This window comes from Pseudomonas sp. 34 E 7, from assembly GCF_900005715.1.
Lineage (GTDB): Bacteria > Pseudomonadota > Gammaproteobacteria > Pseudomonadales > Pseudomonadaceae > Aquipseudomonas > Aquipseudomonas orientalis_A.
In genome coordinates this window covers 1-22,274 of the sequence record NZ_CVTX01000134.1, presented here as the reverse complement: position 1 = coordinate 22,274, position 22,274 = coordinate 1, and the positions used below count along the sequence as shown (strand labels likewise).

20 protein-coding genes and 3 pseudogenes are annotated in these 22,274 nt (G+C 52.9%); 12 read left to right on the top strand and 11 right to left on the bottom strand.

Going from position 1 to position 22,274, the window contains the following annotated elements:
- Positions 1-75: 75 nt before the first annotated feature.
- Together BFP96_RS12150 and BFP96_RS12145 are read right to left on the bottom strand one after the other, a co-directional pair.
- Positions 76-294, bottom strand: a complete 219-nt coding sequence (locus BFP96_RS12150) for a hypothetical protein (RefSeq protein WP_065936275.1) — start codon at positions 292-294, stop codon at positions 76-78.
- A gap of 145 nt (positions 295-439) precedes the next feature.
- A complete protein-coding gene (locus BFP96_RS12145) occupies positions 440-805 on the bottom strand; it encodes a DUF6124 family protein (RefSeq protein WP_065936274.1) in 366 nt (121 codons plus the stop codon).
- A gap of 860 nt (positions 806-1,665) precedes the next feature.
- On the opposite strand from BFP96_RS12145, the gene BFP96_RS12140 reads away from it, so the two are divergent.
- The 4 genes from BFP96_RS12140 to BFP96_RS12125 all read left to right on the top strand — a co-directional run bounded on the left by BFP96_RS12140 (position 1,666) and on the right by BFP96_RS12125 (position 7,418).
- Positions 1,666-2,700: an RNase LS family HEPN domain-containing protein gene (locus BFP96_RS12140; RefSeq protein WP_065936273.1), complete on the top strand. Its 1,035-nt coding sequence runs from the start codon at positions 1,666-1,668 to the stop codon at positions 2,698-2,700.
- On the top strand, positions 2,697-3,065 hold the full coding sequence (locus BFP96_RS12135; protein ID WP_065936272.1) for a type II toxin-antitoxin system RnlB family antitoxin: 369 nt from the start codon (positions 2,697-2,699) through the stop codon (positions 3,063-3,065). The genes BFP96_RS12140 and BFP96_RS12135 overlap by 4 nt, the downstream gene beginning before the upstream one ends.
- Positions 3,066-4,242: 1,177 nt before the next feature.
- Positions 4,243-5,649 (top strand): SIR2 family protein, encoded by a 1,407-nt coding sequence (locus tag BFP96_RS12130; RefSeq protein ID WP_256548960.1) that lies wholly within the window; start codon positions 4,243-4,245, stop codon positions 5,647-5,649.
- On the top strand, positions 5,646-7,418 hold the full coding sequence (locus tag BFP96_RS12125) for an ATP-binding protein (RefSeq protein ID WP_065936270.1): 1,773 nt from the start codon (positions 5,646-5,648) through the stop codon (positions 7,416-7,418). The genes BFP96_RS12130 and BFP96_RS12125 overlap by 4 nt, the downstream gene beginning before the upstream one ends.
- A gap of 62 nt (positions 7,419-7,480) precedes the next feature.
- Here BFP96_RS12125 and BFP96_RS12120 read toward each other — a convergent pair.
- Both BFP96_RS12120 and BFP96_RS12115 read right to left on the bottom strand, forming a co-directional pair.
- A pseudogene (locus BFP96_RS12120) lies at positions 7,481-8,528 on the bottom strand (phage portal protein).
- A pseudogene (locus BFP96_RS12115) lies at positions 8,506-9,265 on the bottom strand (terminase large subunit domain-containing protein); the annotation flags it as partial. The pseudogenes BFP96_RS12120 and BFP96_RS12115, both read right to left, overlap by 23 nt.
- A 430-nt stretch (positions 9,266-9,695) precedes the next feature.
- Here BFP96_RS12115 and BFP96_RS29100 point away from each other — a divergent pair.
- Positions 9,696-12,134, top strand: a complete 2,439-nt coding sequence (locus BFP96_RS29100) for a nuclease-related domain-containing DEAD/DEAH box helicase (protein WP_083216626.1) — start codon at positions 9,696-9,698, stop codon at positions 12,132-12,134.
- A 151-nt stretch (positions 12,135-12,285) separates the two neighbouring features.
- Here the strand turns inward: BFP96_RS29100 and BFP96_RS12105 are convergent, their stop codons facing one another.
- Entirely contained in the window at positions 12,286-12,594 is a 309-nt protein-coding gene (locus BFP96_RS12105; RefSeq protein ID WP_065893551.1) for a BrnA antitoxin family protein, read from the bottom strand.
- Positions 12,572-12,847 carry a BrnT family toxin gene (locus BFP96_RS31785; RefSeq protein WP_065893550.1) on the bottom strand — a complete coding sequence of 92 codons (276 nt, stop codon included), beginning with the start codon at positions 12,845-12,847 and terminating at the stop codon, positions 12,572-12,574. The genes BFP96_RS12105 and BFP96_RS31785 overlap by 23 nt, the downstream gene beginning before the upstream one ends.
- Before the next feature lie 172 nt (positions 12,848-13,019).
- On the opposite strand from BFP96_RS31785, the gene dusA reads away from it, so the two are divergent.
- Together dusA and tal are read left to right on the top strand one after the other, a co-directional pair.
- Positions 13,020-14,006: a tRNA dihydrouridine(20/20a) synthase DusA gene (gene dusA / locus BFP96_RS12095; protein ID WP_065936268.1), complete on the top strand. Its 987-nt coding sequence runs from the start codon at positions 13,020-13,022 to the stop codon at positions 14,004-14,006.
- A gap of 299 nt (positions 14,007-14,305) precedes the next feature.
- Positions 14,306-15,232 (top strand): transaldolase, encoded by a 927-nt coding sequence (tal, locus tag BFP96_RS12090; RefSeq protein WP_065893548.1) that lies wholly within the window; start codon positions 14,306-14,308, stop codon positions 15,230-15,232.
- 196 nt (positions 15,233-15,428) lie between these two features.
- Here tal and rssC read toward each other — a convergent pair whose 3' ends face one another.
- Positions 15,429-15,911, bottom strand: a complete 483-nt coding sequence (gene rssC, locus BFP96_RS12085) for an anti-sigma factor antagonist RssC (RefSeq protein ID WP_017848891.1) — start codon at positions 15,909-15,911, stop codon at positions 15,429-15,431.
- On the bottom strand, positions 15,911-17,092 hold the full coding sequence (gene rssB, locus BFP96_RS12080) for a two-component system response regulator RssB (protein WP_057722957.1): 1,182 nt from the start codon (positions 17,090-17,092) through the stop codon (positions 15,911-15,913). Before rssB ends, rssC begins: the two co-directional genes overlap by 1 nt.
- Before the next feature lie 276 nt (positions 17,093-17,368).
- Here rssB and BFP96_RS12075 point away from each other — a divergent pair, with 276 nt between their 5' ends.
- Positions 17,369-17,665: a PilZ domain-containing protein gene (locus BFP96_RS12075; RefSeq protein WP_065886361.1), complete on the top strand. Its 297-nt coding sequence runs from the start codon at positions 17,369-17,371 to the stop codon at positions 17,663-17,665.
- Between the two features lie 63 nt (positions 17,666-17,728).
- Here BFP96_RS12075 and BFP96_RS12070 read toward each other — a convergent pair whose 3' ends face one another.
- Entirely contained in the window at positions 17,729-18,367 is a 639-nt protein-coding gene (locus tag BFP96_RS12070) for an MlaA family lipoprotein (RefSeq protein ID WP_370737799.1), read from the bottom strand.
- A gap of 247 nt (positions 18,368-18,614) precedes the next feature.
- Between BFP96_RS12070 and BFP96_RS12065 the strand changes: the two genes are divergently transcribed.
- Positions 18,615-19,223 (top strand): phosphatase, encoded by a 609-nt coding sequence (locus BFP96_RS12065; protein WP_065936267.1) that lies wholly within the window; start codon positions 18,615-18,617, stop codon positions 19,221-19,223.
- Between the two features lie 111 nt (positions 19,224-19,334).
- Complete coding sequence (locus BFP96_RS12060) at positions 19,335-19,601, top strand: DUF4404 family protein (RefSeq protein WP_065886358.1); 267 nt, start codon at positions 19,335-19,337, stop codon at positions 19,599-19,601.
- A gap of 138 nt (positions 19,602-19,739) precedes the next feature.
- Here BFP96_RS12060 and queF read toward each other — a convergent pair whose 3' ends face one another.
- Both queF and BFP96_RS12050 read right to left on the bottom strand, forming a co-directional pair.
- A complete protein-coding gene (queF, locus tag BFP96_RS12055) occupies positions 19,740-20,570 on the bottom strand; it encodes an NADPH-dependent 7-cyano-7-deazaguanine reductase QueF (RefSeq protein ID WP_065936266.1) in 831 nt (276 codons plus the stop codon).
- 66 nt (positions 20,571-20,636) lie between these two features.
- Entirely contained in the window at positions 20,637-21,149 is a 513-nt protein-coding gene (locus BFP96_RS12050) for a copper-resistant cuproprotein CopI (RefSeq protein WP_065893544.1), read from the bottom strand.
- Positions 21,150-21,305: 156 nt separating this feature from the next.
- Here BFP96_RS12050 and BFP96_RS12045 point away from each other — a divergent pair, with 156 nt between their 5' ends.
- The gene (locus BFP96_RS12045) at positions 21,306-21,986 is read left to right on the top strand and encodes a heavy metal response regulator transcription factor (protein ID WP_065893543.1); all 681 of its coding nucleotides are present in this window, start codon (positions 21,306-21,308) and stop codon (positions 21,984-21,986) included.
- Positions 21,983-22,274 (top strand): annotated as a pseudogene (locus BFP96_RS12040) (two-component sensor histidine kinase); the annotation flags it as partial. The gene BFP96_RS12045 and the pseudogene BFP96_RS12040, both read left to right, overlap by 4 nt.

Sequence of the window (22,274 nt, the reverse complement as noted above, 5' to 3'; positions counted from 1 at the left end):
GTTCCAATGTGGGAGGGGGCTTGCCCCCGATAGCAATGGGTCAGTCAACACACCACTGACTAACCCACCACCCCATCAATCATCATGCAACAACCCCGCCCCATACTCCCCATAACTACTCCCCAGCCCACTGCCACCAAAATTCATCTTGGCGGCTTTGCTGGGGCTGTGGTCCCCAAACGCCTGGCAGCCACCTGAAAAGCACGGATCACTGATCACGGCGGGCGAAGATGAACAGGCGCTCAACAGCAACGTGCCGGTGATCATTGCGACTTTGACGAGGTTCGAGATCATGATTTCAGTTCCCTGTGAGCTGGAGGCGCGTGGGTCCTCGCTTGCAGGGAATCGTAGACCTCAACGGTGCGAGGAATTATGAAACTTTGCTGGGGGACAGGATGGGTTCAGGTTGCCGCCTCGGGTAAGGCGGCAGGGTTGGTTTTCAGGCTTTGACCGGGGCGGTTACAGGCGCAACTTGCTCCTGGGCTCGGTCAACAAGCAGCGAGCTCAACTCGATTAGCTGCTGAATGCCCAGAGCGATGGCGCGTTGGGAGTCGTCGAGGTCGAACGCCAAGGTGGCGGCCATTTCGTTGGCGGATGCTAGGTTTTCGGCGGCGTTGGCCAGGAGGGTTTCGGGGTCGAGGGTGGGGTTGACGAGAAAGAGGTTATTGCTTGGGCGCTCGGCGGGCGCAGCGTCGTCGGATGGGGGCAAGTGATGATTGATTGCTCGCAGGGCTGCGGCTTGAAGCTTGGGATCAGAAGATTCAGCGTTTGAAGCATAAGGCGGATTAGGTGTGACCTTGTACATGGCGAAGCTCCTTAACTATTCAGGAACTACCAGTCTCACTTCCACATGAGAGGTGGCAGCTGTACGCAGGTGTGGAAGACCAGGGCTAAGGACCCGGCGCACCGAAGTGCCCCGCGCACAGCCGCCGAAACACATGATACAGACGTAAAAAAACGCCGGTAGGTGTTTGTGACGATTGCGTCTTAGCTTGGTACGGACTTCCACATCCGGCCGCCGGATTGGCAGCGGCTTGAGGAGGTTAGCTAGGGGTGGTCTTAGGGGCAAGCCGAGAAAAGCGTGGGAAATTTCCTAGACGATTTAACCTGCTCCCGAAATCATTCCACACTCGGTACGTCGTCCGATGATGAATTGGAACTGCTAACTCCACAGGCTTTGAAATACGTGCCTTGTAGCGCACCATAAAAATCCCCGTACCACTTTCGTACCACACATCTCCTTTTACCCAGCCGGGACAAGCGACTTTCCTCTCGCTTCGACGGCACACGCACCTGTCGCTCCAATCCCAGCACTTCCTACAAGCGTTGGCGTACGGGTAAAAAAGACCTGCGGGAGAGTGCCTCTTCATCACCTGCATGAGTAAGTGGCGAAGCGATCGGATGAGTCCATCTAACGGGTGTTACCCTTTTTCGATACCCAACACCCTGCCTTGCCGCGCTTGTCCAGGTGCAGCACTACGGAAAAAATCCATTTGGCCCGCAGGCGAGGTGGGCGGACGACGGCTCACGCCGCTTTACAATCTCGAAATCAGATGGAAGGGCTACCCCCCTGATGCAATCAAAAAGCCACATCATGTATAGTCACTCCTTTTGCCGAACCGTTGACGATAAACGGTCGGTCGACCTTGTTCATGGATGGCTTCGATGGCTAAAAACCCGTTTCAGAAAATTGCTTTGCAATCACAGCAGATACCAGATTGCTTAGCGCGTAACGGTGCATCAGTTGTCGGCATAGACACATCGAAAAACAGCCCCCACATCTATGAATACTTACACAAAGAAACCCCCCACAAATTCAGTTTATTCATCCTGGGAAATGGAACCTTCACTATTGGACAGTGCACTGGCTACTGCAAAGAAACCTTCAATTTTTTTGCAGAAAAAATAGTCAGTGAGTGCGCGGGGGACGACACACCGTTCAATTATTCGAAATCAAATCTTGCTGATCGCGCTCAAGAGATAATTGATTATCTCTTACACGAAGGTGCTTTAATTGAAGACGATATAGTTGATGCAACTGGCCGCCGACTTCGCATGAGAGGGCCACAGAGAGACACGCTCACAATAAAAATACATAGAAACGACACAGTTCAGTTCCAAGGAAAGCGCTTAGATCTTTCAACTAAGCTATCTGACTTTTTGAGCAACATTTTATCTTTAGATGACGTACTACGGAGTCAAATAGAGATTTTCTCGGTTGCCCTAACGGTTTCAGATGTAAAGGACGAACTCGCAGAGAGAATTCCTGCAGCATGCTCATATATTAGTGAAGCTGTCAGAATCCAGCTCTCGGCAGCTCTGACTCTTACTAAAGTCGAACTAGATATCGAAGATCACTCCTATATAACTTTTCCTGCATTACGAGGCTTGGAAGGCTTTCTAAAGGATGTCCTGAGAGCTGCAGGTTATAAAGTACAGCCTAAATTGGGCTTTGGAGAATATTTTGATGACGGGAAAATGCGACGTGACCAGGCCAACCATGCCGGAGCTGTAAAAGCAGAAGTTCTGAACCAATGCTATCTTTACTGGTCAGACCAACGACACCGGCTTTTCCATATGGACAGCGTTGACACTCAGACAACACGGCGCTTGGATGCGAATGAGGCTAGGAACGTCGTCACGCATGTGTTCGATCTGGTGGAAGCATCTTCACGAGCCCTACTTCGCGAGCAGCCATGAAAAACTATCTATGCACCTTGACTAACACTCCATCTCCTGACCTGAGGGCTGTCATTTTCGCGACTAGCCCACAGAGTCCTTTTGATGAAATACAAAATATCGAGAAGCAACTGTGCAAAAGCAAGATTAAGGGCAAAATCCTTTTTGATATGCTTTTGGCAAACGGCTCAAAGATCAATAGATTCTTCATCGCCGAGTTTGATGGCAATCATATTTCATTACAATCATTAAAGAATGCTGACGACAAGTACTCCTCCTTCTCTAAAGTTTGCGCTGCAACACTGAGTCAGCACACCGAACAACTTGACGACTCATTGCTGACCAACGCAATGAAATATGCACTAAAAATCGGCACACCCTTTTAGAGCAAATACATCAGGGTCAGACCACGATATAACCCCAACGGCCCAAAGATTACAGCTTCACTTAGCACAGGCTCTCGCGTCGCATATCAACATCCAGCTCGTTTCTGAACCATTCCTGATAAACTGTCACCCTTCGCATTCTCCATCCTAGATCCAAATGCCCTCAGTCATAGCTCCACCGCAAGCCCTCTCCCGCCGCTTCTCCGTCGCCCTCATGTTGGATTGGAACAACTGAATCGAAACGCCCGATGGCGCATGGGTTAAAAACCTTCCCCAGCTCGTCTGGTATCACTTTCGTACCAACAACTTTCCTACATCTGAAGATCTGCAATGGCCGCCCTGAGCTCCTACGCGCCGTCCAAACCCCATACTTCGCTAGGTTACAGGCTCCAAGCATCTCGGCTGGGTGCATGAGCCTTTTTACATGTCGCTACTAACTCCATTCCAAGCCAACAGCATCCATGTGGCGAGTGCCTGTCGCTCCAATCCCTATGCCCTGCAAACATCAACATCTGACGCTGTGTGGGAGAGAGTGCGGGCTCCTGAACGTAAAGGTAAAGGTCGTGAGTACTGCGCAATGCAGCGCGCAGCTCCGTAGGCGTATCTCGCGTTTTCATGTTGACCCACGGGAAAGAGGTTAGGAGGGTTAGTTTTTTGCTGGGAGCCCTGAAAGCCTTTTCTGTTATGGCTTTTCGAGGTAATGGCAAGGTTAGCTTTTTGGTTAGGTTATTTCCTAACCTTTATTAGTGTTGAATATTCAACATATTAATTTCTTTAAAAACAGTCAGTTATGAACACCTAACCTTTAACCTAACCCAACCTAACCCATCAAAGTTAGGACTCAAGCCCAACAACCACAGACCTTCCAAGTCAAAACACACCCCTCAAAAAAAACTAACCTTTTTCCCGAGACACCTACTGAATTCAGCTGCGTGTGCGTGCTTAGAACCGTTGCGAAAGACATCCACCTTCGCAGGCTTCCGCAGGTTTCTGCCCCCTCTAAAACGCCAAGCAAGCGCCCAGCCTGAGCCGCCGAGAGTGGTCCGCAGGTACGCAGAAAAAACGCCCCATTTAGCCCGCAGGCGAGGTGGGGGGACGACGGCGCGCGCCGGGTGAACATGCTCAACAAATCATCGCAACGCACCACCATGGTGCAAACCTATAGTAAGCCCGACCAATGTTTGAAGAGTACGACCTGCTCAGGGCGACTACTGAGCCACTTCAAAGCTTGGATGACAAAATGCCATCTCGTGGGTTACCTTCGGACAAGGTTATGCGGCCCACTGAAAGGGCTGAAAGAAAGGTGCAGTGCGCTTCTCCGACAACATCGCGAGGTCGCTTAACCCTGACGTCGTCTATACGACTCAAAGTTGAGCCGTCGAGGGTCGTAGATGGTTACGTTGTTAAAGCTCTATTTTTATGGAAATCAATAATAGGGGCGTATATGTTTACGGCGATTGAGCCATTAGATGTCTATAACAAAAATATCAACATTCTATTAGGCTCCGGTGCTTCTGCGGATTTATTTCCAACACTGGCCTTAAAGATCAAAAGCCCACTGGGCAAATGGCAGACTATAGAGACGCTTGCCACAGAACACTCTGGATGGGCTGACAGGCATACCGCTATATTTATGCATTATTACAATACATGCATTTATCCAGTTCAAAACTTTTCACCCAAAAAAATTAAAAATATAGCAGGTCGGAAAAATCTAAAAAATTACGAGGAATTCTTAACAACTATCTTAGGCCTGCTTGACAGAAGAAAAGACCTCAACAGAAAAATAAACATCTTCACGACGAACTACGATGGCTGCCTGGCACACAGTGCAGATAACATACTAGCCAAAGGATCGCATGACTTCGTTATAAACGACGGAACATCTGGCTTTCATAAAAAACTCTTGCATGCTAAAAACTTCAGTACATTTCAATGTCAGACAGGAGTATTTGAGCGATCCCATTATGGAATCCCACAAATAAATCTTATTCATCTCCACGGATCAGTCTACTGGTCAAAAAGCGGCGAAAAAATCGAGGTTGAATATAAAAACGATTTCGACAACCTAATCCATCCTAGAACATTAGCAAAGATCCAAAAATTCTCCGACTACCTGACAACTGAAGGTAGTATTACGACAAAAATCCCACATGTAGCATTTACTTCACAGCAGCGAAATAATTTCTGGAATTCTTACAATAAACTTCCCATCGTAAACCCCACAAAATGGAAGTTTCACGAAACCGTATTTGAAGAACACTACTATCAAATGCTGAGACTTCTAAGTTACGAACTTGAAAAACCAAACTCAATCCTCATCGCCTTCGGCTTCTCATTTGCGGACGAACATATACTTAAACTGATACAGCGCTCGCTCGCAAACCCACAACTCCAAACTTTTATTTGCTGTTACAGCAAGAAAAGCGCAGAAAACCTTATAGAAGAATTTAAACTCTGGAGGAACGTTACAATTATTTCTCCACCTGACGGAGAAAAACTCGACTTCACAAACTTCAACAAATATATTTTCTCACTAAAACCGCAAAAATACGTCCCTCCTGAAGAAGAGGAGTTTGTATGAGCATCGTTGTAGGGGAGGTTATAGCCGTCTCGGGAGTTCGCATATCTCTACGCATTTTTGAGGACTCAAACCACGAGACAATTTTCTTTGACGGAGTTAGATACAGGGGAGTTTCACTTAGAGAACACATCACGATTCAACGCGGTTTCATCGATATTGTTTGCCTAATTGAGGGTGAATATCTCGATGAGCGAAAGTTGGATACCGACGCAGAAAAAACTCTGTACGTAAGAAAGGTAGATGTTCGTCCAATTGGCTACATCATGGATGATACTTTCTTTGAAGGCATAAAATTTATGCCGATGATCAGAGACAAAGCATATCTCCTTAGTGAACTTATGGTTGCCAAAATTTATGGAGCTGAAGGAGTTAGTTCTTTTTCCATAGGGTGCATGCTGAAGGAGAACGTACCTATCAATTTGCCGTGGACAAAGATATTCAACAGTCACATTGGAATTTTCGGCAATACCGGTAGCGGCAAGTCGAATACACTTGCAAAACTCTACACAACTCTATTCAACGAAAAAATTGATGTTTTAAAAAACAGAAGCCAGTTTGTTATTATTGACTTTAACGGTGAATACACAGAAGACCAGATTATTCCCGCCAAAGAAAAAAAGATAACCATACTAAATAATAAGAAAGCCGGCCACAAGTTCCCGATTGAAGCCATACACTTCTGGGACGCAGAAACTCTTAGTTTACTATTCCAAGCAACCACAAACACTCAACAACCCTTTTTAAGGCGAGTTCTCAGTGGCAAAGAGCGGTTCAAAAACGTCTCACTCGAACGTTTCATTGAGAGAACATTCGAAAAAGCCTTTAGTGCTAGCGAACCCAAACCAGACGCACTTGAGTTGAGTCGGGAAATCGCAAGAATCCTTGAATGCGAGCCATTGCAAGAACACCTGAAAGGAATCATTTATAATGCACAGAGAAAATATTTTAGGGATACATATGGAAATTACTACAACTCAGATAGCGACGGCTTCGAACAACATCTGAAACCGCTGCTTGATCATATCGACCTAAAAAATATGGATCAGTTCAGTGAGTTAATCCTGCGGTGTTATCTTCAGCTGTGCTCGGACGTTGTCTTGGGCTATGCACAATACGAACATATTCAACCTGTACTTTCACGAGCAAAGTCGTCAATTTCGGCACTTCGCAACGTATTGAAAATAGTAGACACCCCACCCGCCCCGTCACTTCTGCATGTCATTTCTTTAAAAAAATGCAAAAATGAAATAAAAAAAATCCTGCCCCTGCTGATTGCCAAGAACTACTATATAAACCATAAAGATTCAGAGACCTTGCAAAGCCCTCCAAATCGGACACTTCATATAATTATTGATGAAGCCCACAACATCTTGTCTGATCAGTCCACCCGTGAGCACGAAATATGGAAAGACTATCGTCTTGAACTTTTTGAAGAAATCATTAAAGAGGGGAGAAAGTACGGAGTTTACCTAACATTATCAAGTCAACGTCCCGCCGATATTTCACCCACAATTGTCTCTCAGATTCACAATTTTTTTATACACCGACTTGTCAACGATCGTGACCTTATGCTGCTAGACAATACTATAAGCACACTCGACTCCTCCTCTAAGGCTTTAATACCTACCCTCGCGAAAGGCTGTTGCGTAGTCACCGGAACAGCATTTGACCTCCCTATGATTCTGAAAATTGATCCGCTGCTCCAGGGACACCGCCCGAGCAGCGATGATGTCAATCTTGAGGAGCTATGGAGGACACCGCCGGCATAACCCTTTATCCGCATAGAAAATGTCTTGTACCCCCTATCGACTTGCCTACTGCGCAGAGGGTGTTAGGCCCCCACGGGAATTTCATAGGGTTTGAACCGGACGACCTCCTCCCCAAGCCAATCATTCACCTGCGCCATACGCGCCTGAATCGGCTCCAGTTCATTGGCTGCATAGATCTGCGCCGCCTCCCTGATCGATCCAAACCCTCCCGCGTTCTGCGGCACAATGCCCATTAGTTGCGGCGGAATACGCAAGCTGGCCAGCACGTCGTCGCGAGTCTGATTTTTTATCGAGTTGAATTCATGCTTGGCTGTCACTTCGCTGACCGGGATGATCTGCAGCCCGTCTTTTTTGCCGTTGGGCGAATACACAAAAGGTTGCTGAAGTTGCCAGGCCCCTTGGAGTCCTTCAGCGCCTTGCGTAGGGAGTCGACGTCAGCTTCGTTCTGCGCGGCGTCGGTCAAGTAAAGAATGAAACCGGCATGACTGCCGTTCTCGTAATACTCGCGACGAAATAGCGTGGCTGACTCGTTCAGTAGGGCTGATTGCAATGCGCTGATCCATTCGGGCAGGCCGTACACCTCCTGGTGCAGATCAGCCTCCCTTAGGTGGAAACGGTGCCTGGTTCGAATTCGTGCTCTTGCTTCCAGCCCTGGACCATAAACTGCCGGCCATCCTTGCCTTGGCGCATGTACTTCGCCAATGGCGGTACCAGCTCGCGCACCGGCCCAAGCAGCGAACGCCGCCCTTCCAGATAGCCGTTGCTCAGGCAAAGGAAGTCCAGCGAAAACTGTTCGAACGCCGCGCGCGATAGCAGCCGATGCGGGATAAAGGTCTTGCTCAACAAGTTGCGCGTGAACATCAACTCGGAATGCAGATGCACGCTGGAACCCACGGAACGTGCGAGGCCATCCAACGACAGCGGCGGCTCGTATCAACGCCCGTTAAACCAGCACTCCAGATAATCGAACACCTCCCGCCCACTCAGCACGGGTGACGGCTCGCCGAAGCTGAACGCCTCCATCTTGCTGTCACTGCGCGGGATAAACTCTTGCGTTACCACGCCGGGTGCCTGAGCCAGTTGCTTGTTATTTCTGCGGCGGTTCGACATCAAAAATCTCCATCCGCCCGGTGTTGGCAGAGGTCTTCCCTCCAGCGGTTCGTTGTGCAATGCGTGAAAGAGCGCCCATGCCAGGTCGGCGTGGCCGGTGTTGTCGTTGCGGCCGGCGGTGTGAGTAAACTGGCGGCCGCCGGCGGTGATGGTTTTGCGGATCGCCATCAGCGACTGCGCCATGTCGGTCCAGCCGGCCCCGGTGAATCCCGTTGTAAGCCTTCAGCACCAGTCGAGTCTTGACTTCTGGCGAGTAACTGAAAGTCGTCACGTTGGGGAAGAATTGGCGCATCAACTGCGCCACGCCGCTGCCCAGGCCGGTGACGTCGATCCCGATGTACGTCACCCAGTAGCGGTCGCAGACGGCTTTAATCACGCTGGCCTACGCCGCGAAGTCCATCACACGGAATTGGTGACGTTCCAACACCCGGAACTTGCCGCCCGGTACCAGCGGCGGCGCGACCACCACCAGGCCGGAGTAGTCGCCGGTTTCCGCAGGGTCATAGCCCACCCACACCTGGCGATCACCAAACGGGCGCATGGCAAACGGCTTGTAGTCCTCGGCCCACTCGACCCAGCATGTCGACCATGCACGGCTGCAGCACCGTCAGCGGGAAAATGCTCGCACCGTCGTCAACGAACTCGCACATCAGCAGCTTGGCGAACGCCTCGGGGCTGTACTCGCGGCGCAGCTCCCCAAGGGATATCGGGGTCAAACCACGATACCCTGCTTTGAGTTGGCAGAGGAAAGCAAACGATTCACTCCCAGGCACGTCTCACGACGACCTGCCGATTCAATCAAGGAATTCCTCAGGGTCTGACCCCGATATCTCCGTAGCATTCGTGAGGCGGAGCAGCAGGATGAGGCGGTCGCCAAGCGGCGTTTGCCGCCCATCCATGTAATGAGGGGAGTGGTCATAAGCGGAAGCTCAGAAATCCAGCGTAGCTATACGATTTACAATTGCTAATAATAAAACTTCTGACTGGACGATAAAAACTTAGCCCCATAGAATCTCTCCTCAAGCGAATTGGTCAATGATGAGAGTCGGGCAATTACGATTCAAAAAAAGCACCTGACACACCGCTAAGGCTTAGGGAAATCATAATGCCTATGCAATAGTCGAAAGCACGCACTTAACATTGTATTTTATTGATACGGAAAATCACATGGCAATAATGCATCCCCCTCACGGACCAAAATACAATGACAGCCACGTGGCAGAACCAATTGTTTACCGGCTACTTAAAGAACAGTTAGACAACGACTTCCAGATTATCCATAGCATTCCATGGTTATCTTCATTCATACATGAGTTACACAACAACAAAAGCCCTGTTGGAGAAATTGACTTTCTCATATTGCACCCTGACCTCGGAGTTCTTGCGCTTGAGGTAAAAGGCGGAATACTCGGACATAACTCATCGGGCTTTTATTACAGCAATACAAGCATCGACCCAGTAGCGCAGTTAAACCGTGGTATATTTGCCATTCAAGAATGGTTAAGAAACAACGGTGTGCGAATTCAAATAGGACGCGCTTATTTTTTTCCTGGTTCAGAAATGAATGCTTCAGAGCTACCTCCTAGCGTGGTGGACAATTACTATCTATCCCCCATCAAGTTGATACTAGATATTAATGACTTAGATCGGGTTAACGAAAAAATACGCTCAATCATGAGCTATTTTAAAAAAAACCTACAATCCACCCCTATCAGCAAGTCCGCTATTGAAACCATCATTGAAATGTTAATTCCAAGTGCAAGTTACGTTCCTTGCTGGCACTCAAGAATAAACAGCGACAATAAACTGTGGCTTCGACTGACACCCGAACAACAAGAGTGCATAGAGTGGACACTGAAAAATGATAGATTCTTAATTAGTGGTTGGCCAGGCACGGGAAAAACCGTTATAGCAGTAGAAACCGCTCGCAGACTTTCTACTGCAGGAAAGTCCGTACTATGCATAACATTTAATTTACTTCTTGCTCAAAAACTGTCAAAAGAGCTAATACAGCATACCAATACTCAAGCAACAACAATATACTCCCTGTGTTCAAAAGCATCTTCATACAATGGCGAAAAAGCAGACTTCACATCAGAGTGGTTTGAAAAACAAGCAGCAACAAGCCTAAAAAAAGCTTGTGCTCGAGGTTTTTTAAGCAAGTACTCAACTCTTATTGTTGACGAAGGCCAAGTAATCCGCAAAGAGTTTTGGGAAATATTGATTGAACATTTTTCTTCTAAAAAGATCGTTGTAATGTGTGACGCGGCTCAAGCGTTCCCGTATGAGAAACCCGTTAGCCTAATGGAGATAGAAGGTTATCTTCAGCAACAAGCATTTTTTCTTACCGAAAGCCTTCGGATGCCAAAGCGCGTCTGTGAGCGCTTAAAGACCTTCCAACAACCAAGTCACTCCATCACAAACTCAAGACAAAGCGATGAAGACACTCTTACAGAGATAATCACTGGCAACCAAAAAGCCACATTACGCCAAATAATTGATCAAATCCTATCTCAGGAATTATTACCTCAACACATAATTGTACTGACACCATCTAACATGGCTGTTCACCAAAGCATAGTGCCTCAGGGTGTGAAAGTAGAATCTATAGGGCGTTTTAGAGGATTGGAGAGCCCAGTTATCGTCATACTAGCAGCTACTGACATGTCAAACACAGAGTTCTTTTGCGCATACTCACGTGCCACATCACGCTGCATCGTAATTCTAGATGCGTACGATGTAAAAAAAGGCAAATATGAAAACCTAGGAAAAACACTTTACTTAGAAAAAAAGGACCAAATCGAATCAGAAGCATCTAAATCACTAGTACAGACATTAATTGAAAGCCAACCGACTACTGAAATCACACCACAAAATAATATTTTCTTCATAGCTTGGTCAGAAATCTGGCACGCTTATATATTGCCCGTTCAAACGTGCGAACCCACAAGGCTATTGCTCGAAGCCTTTTTCATCCATTCAAACACGCCAAATATCTACACATGGGCACCAGACTCAAGAAACACAATCATCCTGATAGGTGCAGAGAAAAACAATTACCCACAACATCTAGAGTTAAAACACTGTGAAACATGTTCAGAATTAACACCCCATACAATTGGAGTTTTAACCACTAGCACATGCAACGCCTGCATACATGCTGACGATGAACGGGATTTAGATTTCGAACACCAAATAATCGAGACAATAAATATATTTACCATGAGAGAAAAATACGCTGCAGATGCTATTAAATCCCTGCCGTCCCAAATATATTCAATTGGCGCTCTTCACAAAAGTAGGTATGATACAACTCAAAACGAACTAGTAACGGCTTTTACTCAATTAAGCCTTGAAGCCAGAGTGGCTATGGCACTGGTAATCAGAGAACTCACCATCGGATATAGGAATAATTGCATCGAATTCAAAGTCGGTGAAGTTTCAAAAAAAACGTACGACTGGAATAAAGATCTTCAAATTTTTTCGCGCCCTCAATGGCAAGGCTTTATCAACGATGCTTTTGCAAAATTAGAGAACAATGGAATCGTTAATAAAGGGACGAAGGGAATCAGAACCATACGAAGTGAAAAGTTCATACTAAAATAAATTTATAAAAATTAGCATCACCTAATATAAATGGCGGGCACATAAAAATAGGGACGAATTTATTTATACCATTGCCGAGACAGAGCTAATCACCAAGCAGTAAAAAGCCGCCTTACCGGCGGCTAATTGTTTTGGGAACGATCTCTGGCGACTACGCCTTCAGCTCATCTGGCGTATGCGTCTTGAGCCAATCAGCCAAGGCTGCGTTCATTCGCGTTTGCCAGCCCGGCCCAGAAGCCCTGAATTTCTCCAGCACCTCAGCATCAAAACGAACATTCACGTGTTCTTTAGTCGCTTCCGACTTTGGTCGGCCACGCTTTGGCTTAAGCATTTCCTTCGCCTGAGCGTTGCCAAACAACCCAACAAGCACTTCGCTGGCTGGTTTGGCCTTGGCAAAGTCCTCGGCCGACCATTCGGGGTTTGCCGTATCGACCATTTCAGGACTGGGTTTCTTGGTCATAATTTTTGACCTCCCGTTTGTTGGCTTTACGAAAGCTGATGACGTGGACCGCGTCACCCCGTGGGGTAAACACTACGACATGCAGCCGACCCCCTATGTACCCCATCGCCCGATAACGACACTCGCCGTAGTCAAATCGATCATCCTGCAGGATCAAGGCCGTGGACCACTCAAAGTCTCGCACCAACGCAAATGGAAGACTACGCTCTGAAACGTTGCGAGCGTCTTTGGCTGGATCATAGGTAATCTGCATAAATTATCGTAGCCACAATAAATAGCCAACACAAGGTTTACGTCAAAACCCTAACCGGCATGTGCTCCAGGTGTCACTGGAGATTAAGTAACTAGCCGTGAGAACCCGCCGAATACCTGACAAGCATCCCTGATAAACTGCTCGCCTTTCCGCACGCTAGCTCAGATCCCCAATGCCCCTACAGACCGCCCCACTCTCCCGCCGCTTCTCCGTCGCCCCCATGATGGACTGGACCGACCGCCACTGCCGGTTCTTCCTACGCCTTCTCTCCAAACACGCCCTGCTCTACACCGAGATGGTCACCACCGGTGCGATCCTCCATGGCGATCACGAGCGCTTCCTGCGCCACAACGAAGCCGAGCACCCGCTCGCGCTGCAATTGGGCGGCAGTGTTCCAGCTGATCTGGCCGCCTGCGCCCGTATGGCCGAAGCCGCCGGTTACGACGAAGTGAACCTGAACGTCGGCTGCCCCAGCGACCGGGTGCAGAACAACATGATTGGCGCGATCCTCATGGCGCACCCTGCCTTGGTGGCGGACTGTGTGAAGGCGATGCGCGATGCGGTGTCGATTCCGGTGACGGTGAAGCACCGTATCGGCATCAATGGGCGGGACAGTTATGCCGAGTTGTGTGATTTCGTCGGGACGGTGAAGGACGCCGGTTGTACCAGTTTTACCGTACATGCGCGGATTGCGATTCTGGAGGGGTTGTCGCCCAAGGAGAACCGCGACATTCCGCCGTTGCGCTATGACGTGGCGGCGCAGTTGAAGCGGGACTTTCCGGCGTTGGAGATCAATCTTAACGGTGGGATCAAGACGTTGGAGCAGTGCGAGGAGCATTTGCAGACGTTTGATGGGGTGATGCTGGGGCGGGAGGCTTATCACAATCCGTATCTGCTGGCGGAGGTGGATCAGCGGTTGTTTGGCAGTGAGGCGCCGGTGATCAGTCGATCGGAGGCGTTGGCGCAGTTGCGGCCTTATATCGCTGAGCATTTGGCCAGTGGTGGGACGATGCATCACATTACTCGGCATGTGTTGGGGTTGGGCACCGGGTTTCCGGGGGCGCGCAAGTTCAGGCAGTTGTTGTCGGTGGATATTCATAAGGCGGCGGATCCGCTGGCGTTGTTGGATCAGGCGGGGGAATTGTTGGAAGGGCGGTGACAGGTTGGCTTGCAGGGGGTCAGGTAGTTTTGGGTTAACGGATATATTGCTATCGGGGGCAAGCCCCCTCCCACATTGGGTGCCGTGTGTGTCAGGGGAGGTATCGGTGGCTGTGGAGGCGCTATCGGGCAGTTGGGTTGAACCTGCCATCGATTCTGGCCTCCTATTGAGCAGTACGGCCGGTATTTAACGGCTGTTTTCAGGTTGTTGCCCCGCGCAAACGACCGAACGCATTTGCGCCCTTGAGCGCCTGCCAGCGCTCGGGTAATGTCATCAGACCCACAGGACAGAGCACGCCCATGACTTCCAAGCTGGAACAACTCAAGCAATTCACCACCGTCGTAGCCGATACCGGCGATTTTTCCACCCTCGCCAAGCTCAAGCCGCAAGATGCGACCACCAACCCTTCCCTGCTGCTCAAGGCTGCGTCGATCGCAGGCTATGCCAAGCTGCTGGATGAGTGTGTGCAGGACTGCAATGGCGATGTTGGCCTGGCCAGCGACCGGTTTGCCGTGGCGGTAGGTCAAGAGATTCTCAAAGTCGTACCGGGCCGTATTTCCACTGAGGTGGATGCACGTCTGTCGTTCGACGAAGACGCGATTCTCAAGCGTGCGCACCGTCTGATTGATCTGTACGACAAAGCCGGCGTTGGCCGTGACCGTGTGCTGATCAAGATCGCTTCCACCTGGGAAGGCATCCGCGCCGCCGAGAAGCTGGAAAAAGAAGGCATCCAGACCAACCTGACCCTGCTGTTCTCCTTCGCCCAGGCTGTGGCCTGTGCCGAAGCGGGTGTGTTCCTGATTTCGCCGTTCGTGGGCCGCATCTACGATTGGTACAAGAAGGCCAACGGCAACGACTACACGGGTTCCGACGACCCGGGCGTGCAGTCGGTGACGCGCATCTACAACTACTACAAGGCTAACGGCTACAAGACGGTGGTGATGGGTGCGAGCTTCCGTAACCTGAGCCAGATTGAAGAACTGGCCGGGTGTGATCGCCTGACCATCAGCCCGGACCTGCTGGAGAAGCTGGCGGCGGATGAAGGCAAGCTGGAGCGCAAGTTGTCGCCGGGCCATGCCGGTGAAGCGCGGGTGCATATGACTGAAGCGCAGTTCCGTTGGGAGTCCAACGAGGATGCGATGGCGACTGAGAAGCTGGCAGAGGGGATTCGTCAGTTTGCTCGGGATCAGGAGAAGCTTGAAGCGTTGTTGACTGCCAAGTTGTAAGACGGACGGCGACAAAAAGGGCGGCACTCTCGCGGGTGCCGCCCTTTTTTGTGAAAGCCAGTCTCAAGCCAGTCGCAGATTAAATGTGGGAGGGGGCTTGCCCCCGATGGCGGTGGGTCAGTTGTGTATTTACTGACTGACACACCGCTATCGGGGGCAAGCCCCCTCCCACATTTGAGCGCATTTCAATTGGGGATCAGTGGCGCTCGAGAGCGTTAACGAGGTCGTGGAAGGCTTCGCGGTTGGACTCGTTCAGGCCCATCAGGATCTTGTGTGCCTCAAGCACCTTGATCCGCACGATTTCCTCGGACTGGTCCTGCGACGGCAGGTCGGTCAGGCATTCCGGGCAGGGGATCGGGCGGTCAACGATGTTGAACACCTGGTCAAAACCCATGGACTGCAGCAGACGGGTAATGTCTTCGTGGGTGGTGACCACCGTCGGCAACAGGCCGACCTTCTGCCGCGACAGAATGGACAATTTGGCCAACAGGCCCAGGGTGGTGCTGTCGATGCTGCGGGTTTCGGTCAGATCGATCACGATCGCCGAGAAGTTCAGCGCTGTGAAGATCCGCTCGATCGTCGCATCCAGCGCCGAACACAGGGTCAGGCGCACTTCACCGACAAACTTCAGGACGAAGGTCCCGTCTTGCTCGGCGAATTGGATTCTTCCGGTACTCATCAAAGATTCCTGCTCAACACCAATAGGGCGATATCATCCGGCATCTCCCCTAGCGTGGCCAATCCAAAAACCTGCCGCAGACCATCCAGGCTGCCGCCCGCCGACTTGACCTTTTGGGGCAAGGCGGCTTCTTTCTCTTTAAGTGTAGGCTCTGGAAGGAGGTCCAGGATGCCGTCGGACATCAGCGTCAGGCTGAAGGTCGGCGGCAGTTCCAGGATGTGGTCTTCATAGGTGGCTTCATTGAACAAGCCCACCGGCAGGCCACGCCCTTCCAGGTAACGCACACTGTCAGGAGTGTACAGAACAGGCATCGGCAGGTGACCGCCAATGCTGTAGGTCAAAAGACCGGTTTCTTCATCGATCACGCCGCCGACCATCGTCACGTGCTTGCCCAGCTTGCAGCTGATCAGGCCTCGGTTGATGTGGCCCAGCACCTCGGAGGGGGTGAACTCCGGCAAGGTGCCATTGCGCTTGGATTCAAACAACAACCGCGTGGTCATGAACTTCAACAACACGGTGACAAACGCAGAGGATGCACCGTGGCCGGACACGTCGGCCAGGTAGAACGCCACGCGCCGCTCATCCACACGGAAATAGTCGACAAAATCCCCCGACAGGTACAACGACGGGATGATCTGGTGCGCGAACTGGAAATCGTCGATGGTCCAGGGGCTCACCGGCAGCATGTTCATCTGCACCTGGCGACCGGCGTTCTGGTCTTCCTGGAGCAGGTTCAGGCTGGCTTCGAGCTCGCGGTTGGCAGTTTCGAGCTTTTCGCGGTAGCGCTGGTTTTCCTGGAGCAGGCGGGCACGGTCCAGGGCGCGACGCACCGAGTGTTCCAGCACCGCCAGGTCTTCCAGGGGCTTGATCAAGTAATCGGCGGCGCCCAGGCGCAAGGCTTCAACGGCGTCATTCATGACCCCGGCACCGGACACGACAATCACCGGTGTCTGCGGAGCACGCTCGGTCACTTGGCGAATCAGTTCGAGGCCGCCCATCTGGGGCATGCGCAGGTCGCAGATCACGAGGTCGGGCTGGTCGCGCTCGAATACCTGGAGACCCTGTTGGCCGTTGCCGGCCTGCAGGACGCTGAAGCCACTGTCTTCCAAATAGGCCGCGAGGCTCGCGCGCACTACTTCGTCGTCATCGATTATCAGCAGCGTGGCACTGGTTTTTTGCATGTGGGCAAACGGCGCCAGAATTAGGTTGGCGTAGGCGGCTCGACAATGGCCGGGCGCACGTACTGGATTCGCTTTCTAGCCTCTCTGTCCTACAAAGCATTGGGATTTACCCCATGCACAACCGTAAAGCAGAGGTGCCCTTCTAAGGCGCAGACGGTACTCCCATCCGTGAGGGGTTTCAAGCTCATGCCGATGGTCGCCGAACGTCTTTACACGGCAAATCACCGGGAGTTATAAGAACGCTCATGACCACAACCCAAAGTAAGGATGGATGCTGTGAGCGAACATGAGCGCGACTACGCGGAAAAACGCGACTTCATCCGCATGCGGGTGGATGCCGATGTGTCCTTGATCCACGCCGGGCAGGAAATTGCAGGGGTCTGCCTGGACCTTTCCAGCTCCGGCATGCAGGTGCAGGCACCTCGCCAGTTCAGCGTCGGTGACTTGCTGACCGTGCGCATCGATTCGGAGCACGCCGCACTCAGGGGTCTTGAGGCTGATACCGAGGTGGTGTGGGCCAAGGCCGTAGGCGATGAGCAGCAGCTGGGCCTGAAGATTTTGAAAATGCGCTGATCCACGCGCACAAAAAAAGGCGACTGTTCAAAGGTCGCCTTTTTCATTTCAAAACGTCACAGCTTAAAAGTCGTCGACAACCTTGCCGTCCTTGACCTTGAACTCACGGTTCTGCAGGTAAGCGTTACGGATAAAGGTGTACTTGTCGCCGCTGATCAGCTTTTCGCTGTCGAGCAGGTTGGCACGGGCGTCGACCACATTCAGGCCAAAGGTGCTGTTGCGCCAGCCGATATCGTTCATGTAGCGGTACGGTTGGGTGTAGCTGTCCACGTATTTGGACGGCGCATCACGCAAGGTGCTCGGGCCCATCAACGGGATCATCACGTAGGGACCGCTGCCGACGCCCCAGTAGCCGAGGGTCTGGCCGAAGTCTTCATCGCTGCGCTGCAGCCCCATTTTGGTGCCGACATCGATAAAGCCCAGCACGCCGAACGTGGTGTTGACCAGCAAGCGAGCCGTGTCGACGCCAGCATTGTGCGGCTTGAGCTGCAACACGTTGTTGGCCAGGTTGCCGACATCGCCGATGTTGCGGAAGAAGTTGTGAACGCCGTCCTGCACGAATTGCGGGGTGACGAACTGATAGCCTTGGGCGATTGGCTTGAGGGCGTAGGTGTCAACGGTGTCGTTGAAGGTGAAGATCGGGCGGTTGACGCTTTCCCATGGATCATCTTCCGTCGCGGCCTGGGCGGCGAACGGTGCCATTAGGACGGTGGCACACACCGACAACTGAGCGAAGTACTGGCTCCAGCGCATAGCTTTTGCTCCTTGAATAGTCTGTCATGGGCGCTATGCCCTGAATAAGGCGGCCAGTATATGACGGAAGTGTGGATTTAGGCAGCTGCAAGGAAACGACTTTCATAATTTGCACAAAATTCCTACAAATACGCGCCGATGTCATCCACCTGTCATGCCGCCCCGATAGCGTTGCAGCTATTTCAGGGACGTTCAGATGCCACATGCCGAAATCGCCGTCGCCACTGCCCCCGCGTTGACCGCCGTGTTGTTTGGCCTGAGTGGCTGCCTGGTGGATTTCGGTTCCCAGGCCCGGCGCGACTCACCCTCCCCCGACTCCCAGGCCACACCCGGCGCGCTGAAAATCCTGCGCAGCCTGAAAGAGCAAGGCGTGCCCTGCGCCTGGCTGGATGAACTGCCGCCGTCTGTCACCACGCCACTGGCCGCGACCCTGCCCGCGTGGATCAAGGCCGCCTCACCCTCCACCATCCGCTGGCCGGCGCCCCACGCCTGCTGGCAAGCCTTGATGGAACTGAACATCGATCGCCTGGACGGCTGCGTGCTGGTCAGCGGCGAACCGCGCCTGCTGCAATCGGGCCTGAACGCCGGGCTGTGGACCATCGGCCTGGCCTCCTGCGGCTCGCTGTGCGGCGTGGCGCCGGAGCAATGGCAGGCGCTGAGCGAAAAGGAACGCGAGCACAAGCGCGGCAAGGCCACCGTGGCCCTCTATGGATTAGGCGTGCACTCGGTGATCGACCACCTCGGTGAGCTCGACACCTGCCTGGCCGATATCCGCCTGCGCCGCCTCAAAGGCGAGAAGCCCTGACAAGGATCATGCACAGTGGGCGCCGGTGGATTAATCTACACGTCAGTTCGTAGACCTTTCCCGGCGTGCCGCGGTCTATGCCAGTGCCTATCGATAAAAGGAAAGAATGTCATGCCTGATCGCAAAAAACTGGAAGAACAGGTCGAGATCCTGCGCGGGCAGCTGGAACAGGAACCGCCGCTGCCGGAAGAAAAACGCGAAGCGCTGGAAGCCTTGATCGCCAAGTTTGAAGTGCAACTTGAACTGGAGCCGGCTACCCAGTCGCCCAGCATTTCCGACGACGTGAATCAAGCGGCCATAGAGTTCGACGCTGAACACCCGGTCATTTCCGGGACATTGCGCAACATCATGATCACCTTGGGCAACATCGGCATCTAACCTGCCCGCGAGCCTAGCGCAGATCCAAAATGTGGGAGGGGGCTTGCCCCCGATAGCGGAGTGTCAGTCACAGCACCTGTGTCTGACCCCCTGCAATCGGGGGCAAGCCCCCTCCCACATTGGGTTTTGTGTGCAGGCTTACTGGCGCGCCAGACGTACGTTCTGGAACGCCACATCCTCGGTGCTGCGATACGGGTTGATGTCCAGCCCGCCCCGGCGCACATACCGTGCGTACACGGTCAGTTTCTGCGGCTTGAGCAAGCGCTGCAGGTCCAGGAAGATGCGCTCCACGCACTGTTCGTGGAAGTCCGAGTGCTGACGGAAGCTCACCAGGTACGCGAGCAGGCTGGCATGATCCAGCGCCGCACCGCGGTACTCCACCACCACACTGCCCCAATCGGGCTGGCTGGTGACCGGGCAGTTGGATTTGAGCAAGTGGCTGTGCACGCTCTCTTCCACCACACGCGAGTCATCACAGCGCAACAGTTCCGGGCGCGGATGTTCGTAGCTGCTGACGTTGATATCCAGATCATCGATGCATACGCCCGGCAACGCCATCACGCCTTGCGCCTCGATCTCGGCCAGGCTGCGGATGCGCACGCTGACCGGCTTGCCGGCGGCGGCGCTGAGGTCGTTGCGCAGGGTTTCTTCCAGAGCATGGGTGTCGGCGAACGCGGTCTGGTTCAACGAATTGAGGTACAGCTTGAAGGACTTGGACTCGATGATGTTCGGCGAGTCGGCCGGGATGCTGAACTCACCGATGGCCACCACCGGCTTACCGGACGGCAGCAACCAGGACAGTTCGAAGCAGTTCCAGAAATCCACACCCGTGTAGGGCAGGGTCTCGGCGCTCAGGCCCAGTTCGGCCCACTTGGCCGCGCGAGGGATCGGGAACAGCAACGAAGGGGTGTACGTGGAGATGTATTCACTGGACTTGCCCAGCGGCGAATGTTCGGCTGCGGGATGCATGGCGGAAACCTGGCTAAATAAACCGCGCCAGTCTACCAGCCTTTGCTCCCGCCCTTAAGGAACGCCTTACTCAACGGTCAGCGTGCCGACCATGCCCGCCTGGTAATGACCGGGAAGATTGCAGGCGAACTCAAGCCCTGTGGCCCTGGTAAAGGTCCAGGTCAGCTCGGCGGTTTTGCCGGGCTCGACCAGCACACTGTTGGGGTCATCGTGCTTCATCGCGCCATGCTCCATTTTACTGTGGTCCATGGCCCCCATACCGGTCGCCGTGAGCATGCCGCTGGCCTGCATCTGCAACATTTCCTTCTGATGTTCGGCGTGCATGGCCGCGTCGCCAAGGTTGAACTCATGCAGCAACCGGCCTTTATTGACCAACACAAAACGGACCGTCTCACCGGCCTTGACGTCGAGGGACTTGGGTGAAAAAGCCATGTCCTGCAAGGTCACTTCGACTGTGCGTGTGGCTTTGTCAGCCGCAGCGGGCTGGCCGAACGCATAGGTGTGGGCCGCATCGGCCATGGCATCGACGCTCAGCGCCAACAGGCAGCCCGCCACAAATAAAGGTGTACGCAACGCCATCTTTCACTCTCCACAATGGGTGACTCGCTGAGGGAGCACTTTAAGATGGCCACGCTGCCAGCCAACTGACTGCTAGATTACAACTTTGTCAGGTTGCCCCCTTACCCTTGAGCCCAAGGTATAAAGCCCGGCGCCCACCGTTGCCACGAGCCGCCCATGAAACTGCTGATTGTCGAAGACCAACCAAAAACCGGCCACTATCTGCGCCAGGGCCTGGCCGAAGCCGGGTTTACCACCGAGTTGGTGGCCGACGGCACCAGCGGCCAGCACCTGGCGCTGACCGGCGACTATGACTTGCTGATCCTCGACGTGATGCTGCCCGGTCGTGATGGCTGGCAAATCCTGCAAGCGGTGCGCAGCGCCGGCCTGGAGATGCCGGTGTTGTTTCTTACCGCACGCGACGCGGTGGAGGATCGCGTGCACGGCCTGGAGCTGGGCGCCGACGATTACCTGGTCAAGCCCTTCGCCTTCTCCGAGCTGCTCGCCCGCGTGCGCAGCCTGTTACGGCGTGGCGGCAGCACGCCGCAGGACACCCACCTGCAACTGGCCGACCTGCGCCTGGACCTGATCCGCCGCCGCGTCGAACGCAGCGGCCAGCGTATCGACCTCACCGCCAAGGAGTTTTCCCTGCTGGAACTGCTGCTGCGCCGCCAGGGCGAAGTGCTGCCCAAGTCGCTGATCGCCTCGCAGGTGTGGGACATGAATTTCGACAGTGACACCAACATCATCGAAGTGGCGATCCGCCGCCTGCGCCTGAAAGTCGACGATGCCTTTCCCAACAAGCTGATCCACACGGTGCGCGGCATGGGCTATGTACTGGAGGAGCGCTTCACGTGATCCAGCGCCTGTCCCTCGCCAGCCGCCTGGCACTGCTGTTTGCCGCGTGCACCGCGGTGGTTTCGCTGCTCGCCGGCGTGTTGTTCAACCACGCCAGCGAGGCGCACTTTATCGAGCTGGACCAGCAGCAATTGAACAGCCGGCTGGTGACGCTGCGCAACACGTTGCAGGGTGTCGACTCGCAGCAGGCCTTCGCCCGGCGCGAACCCCAATTGCGCGCCGACCTCAACCATCAACCCGACCTCACCTTGCGCATCACCGCGGCCGGCCAGCGCTGGCTTGACCAGG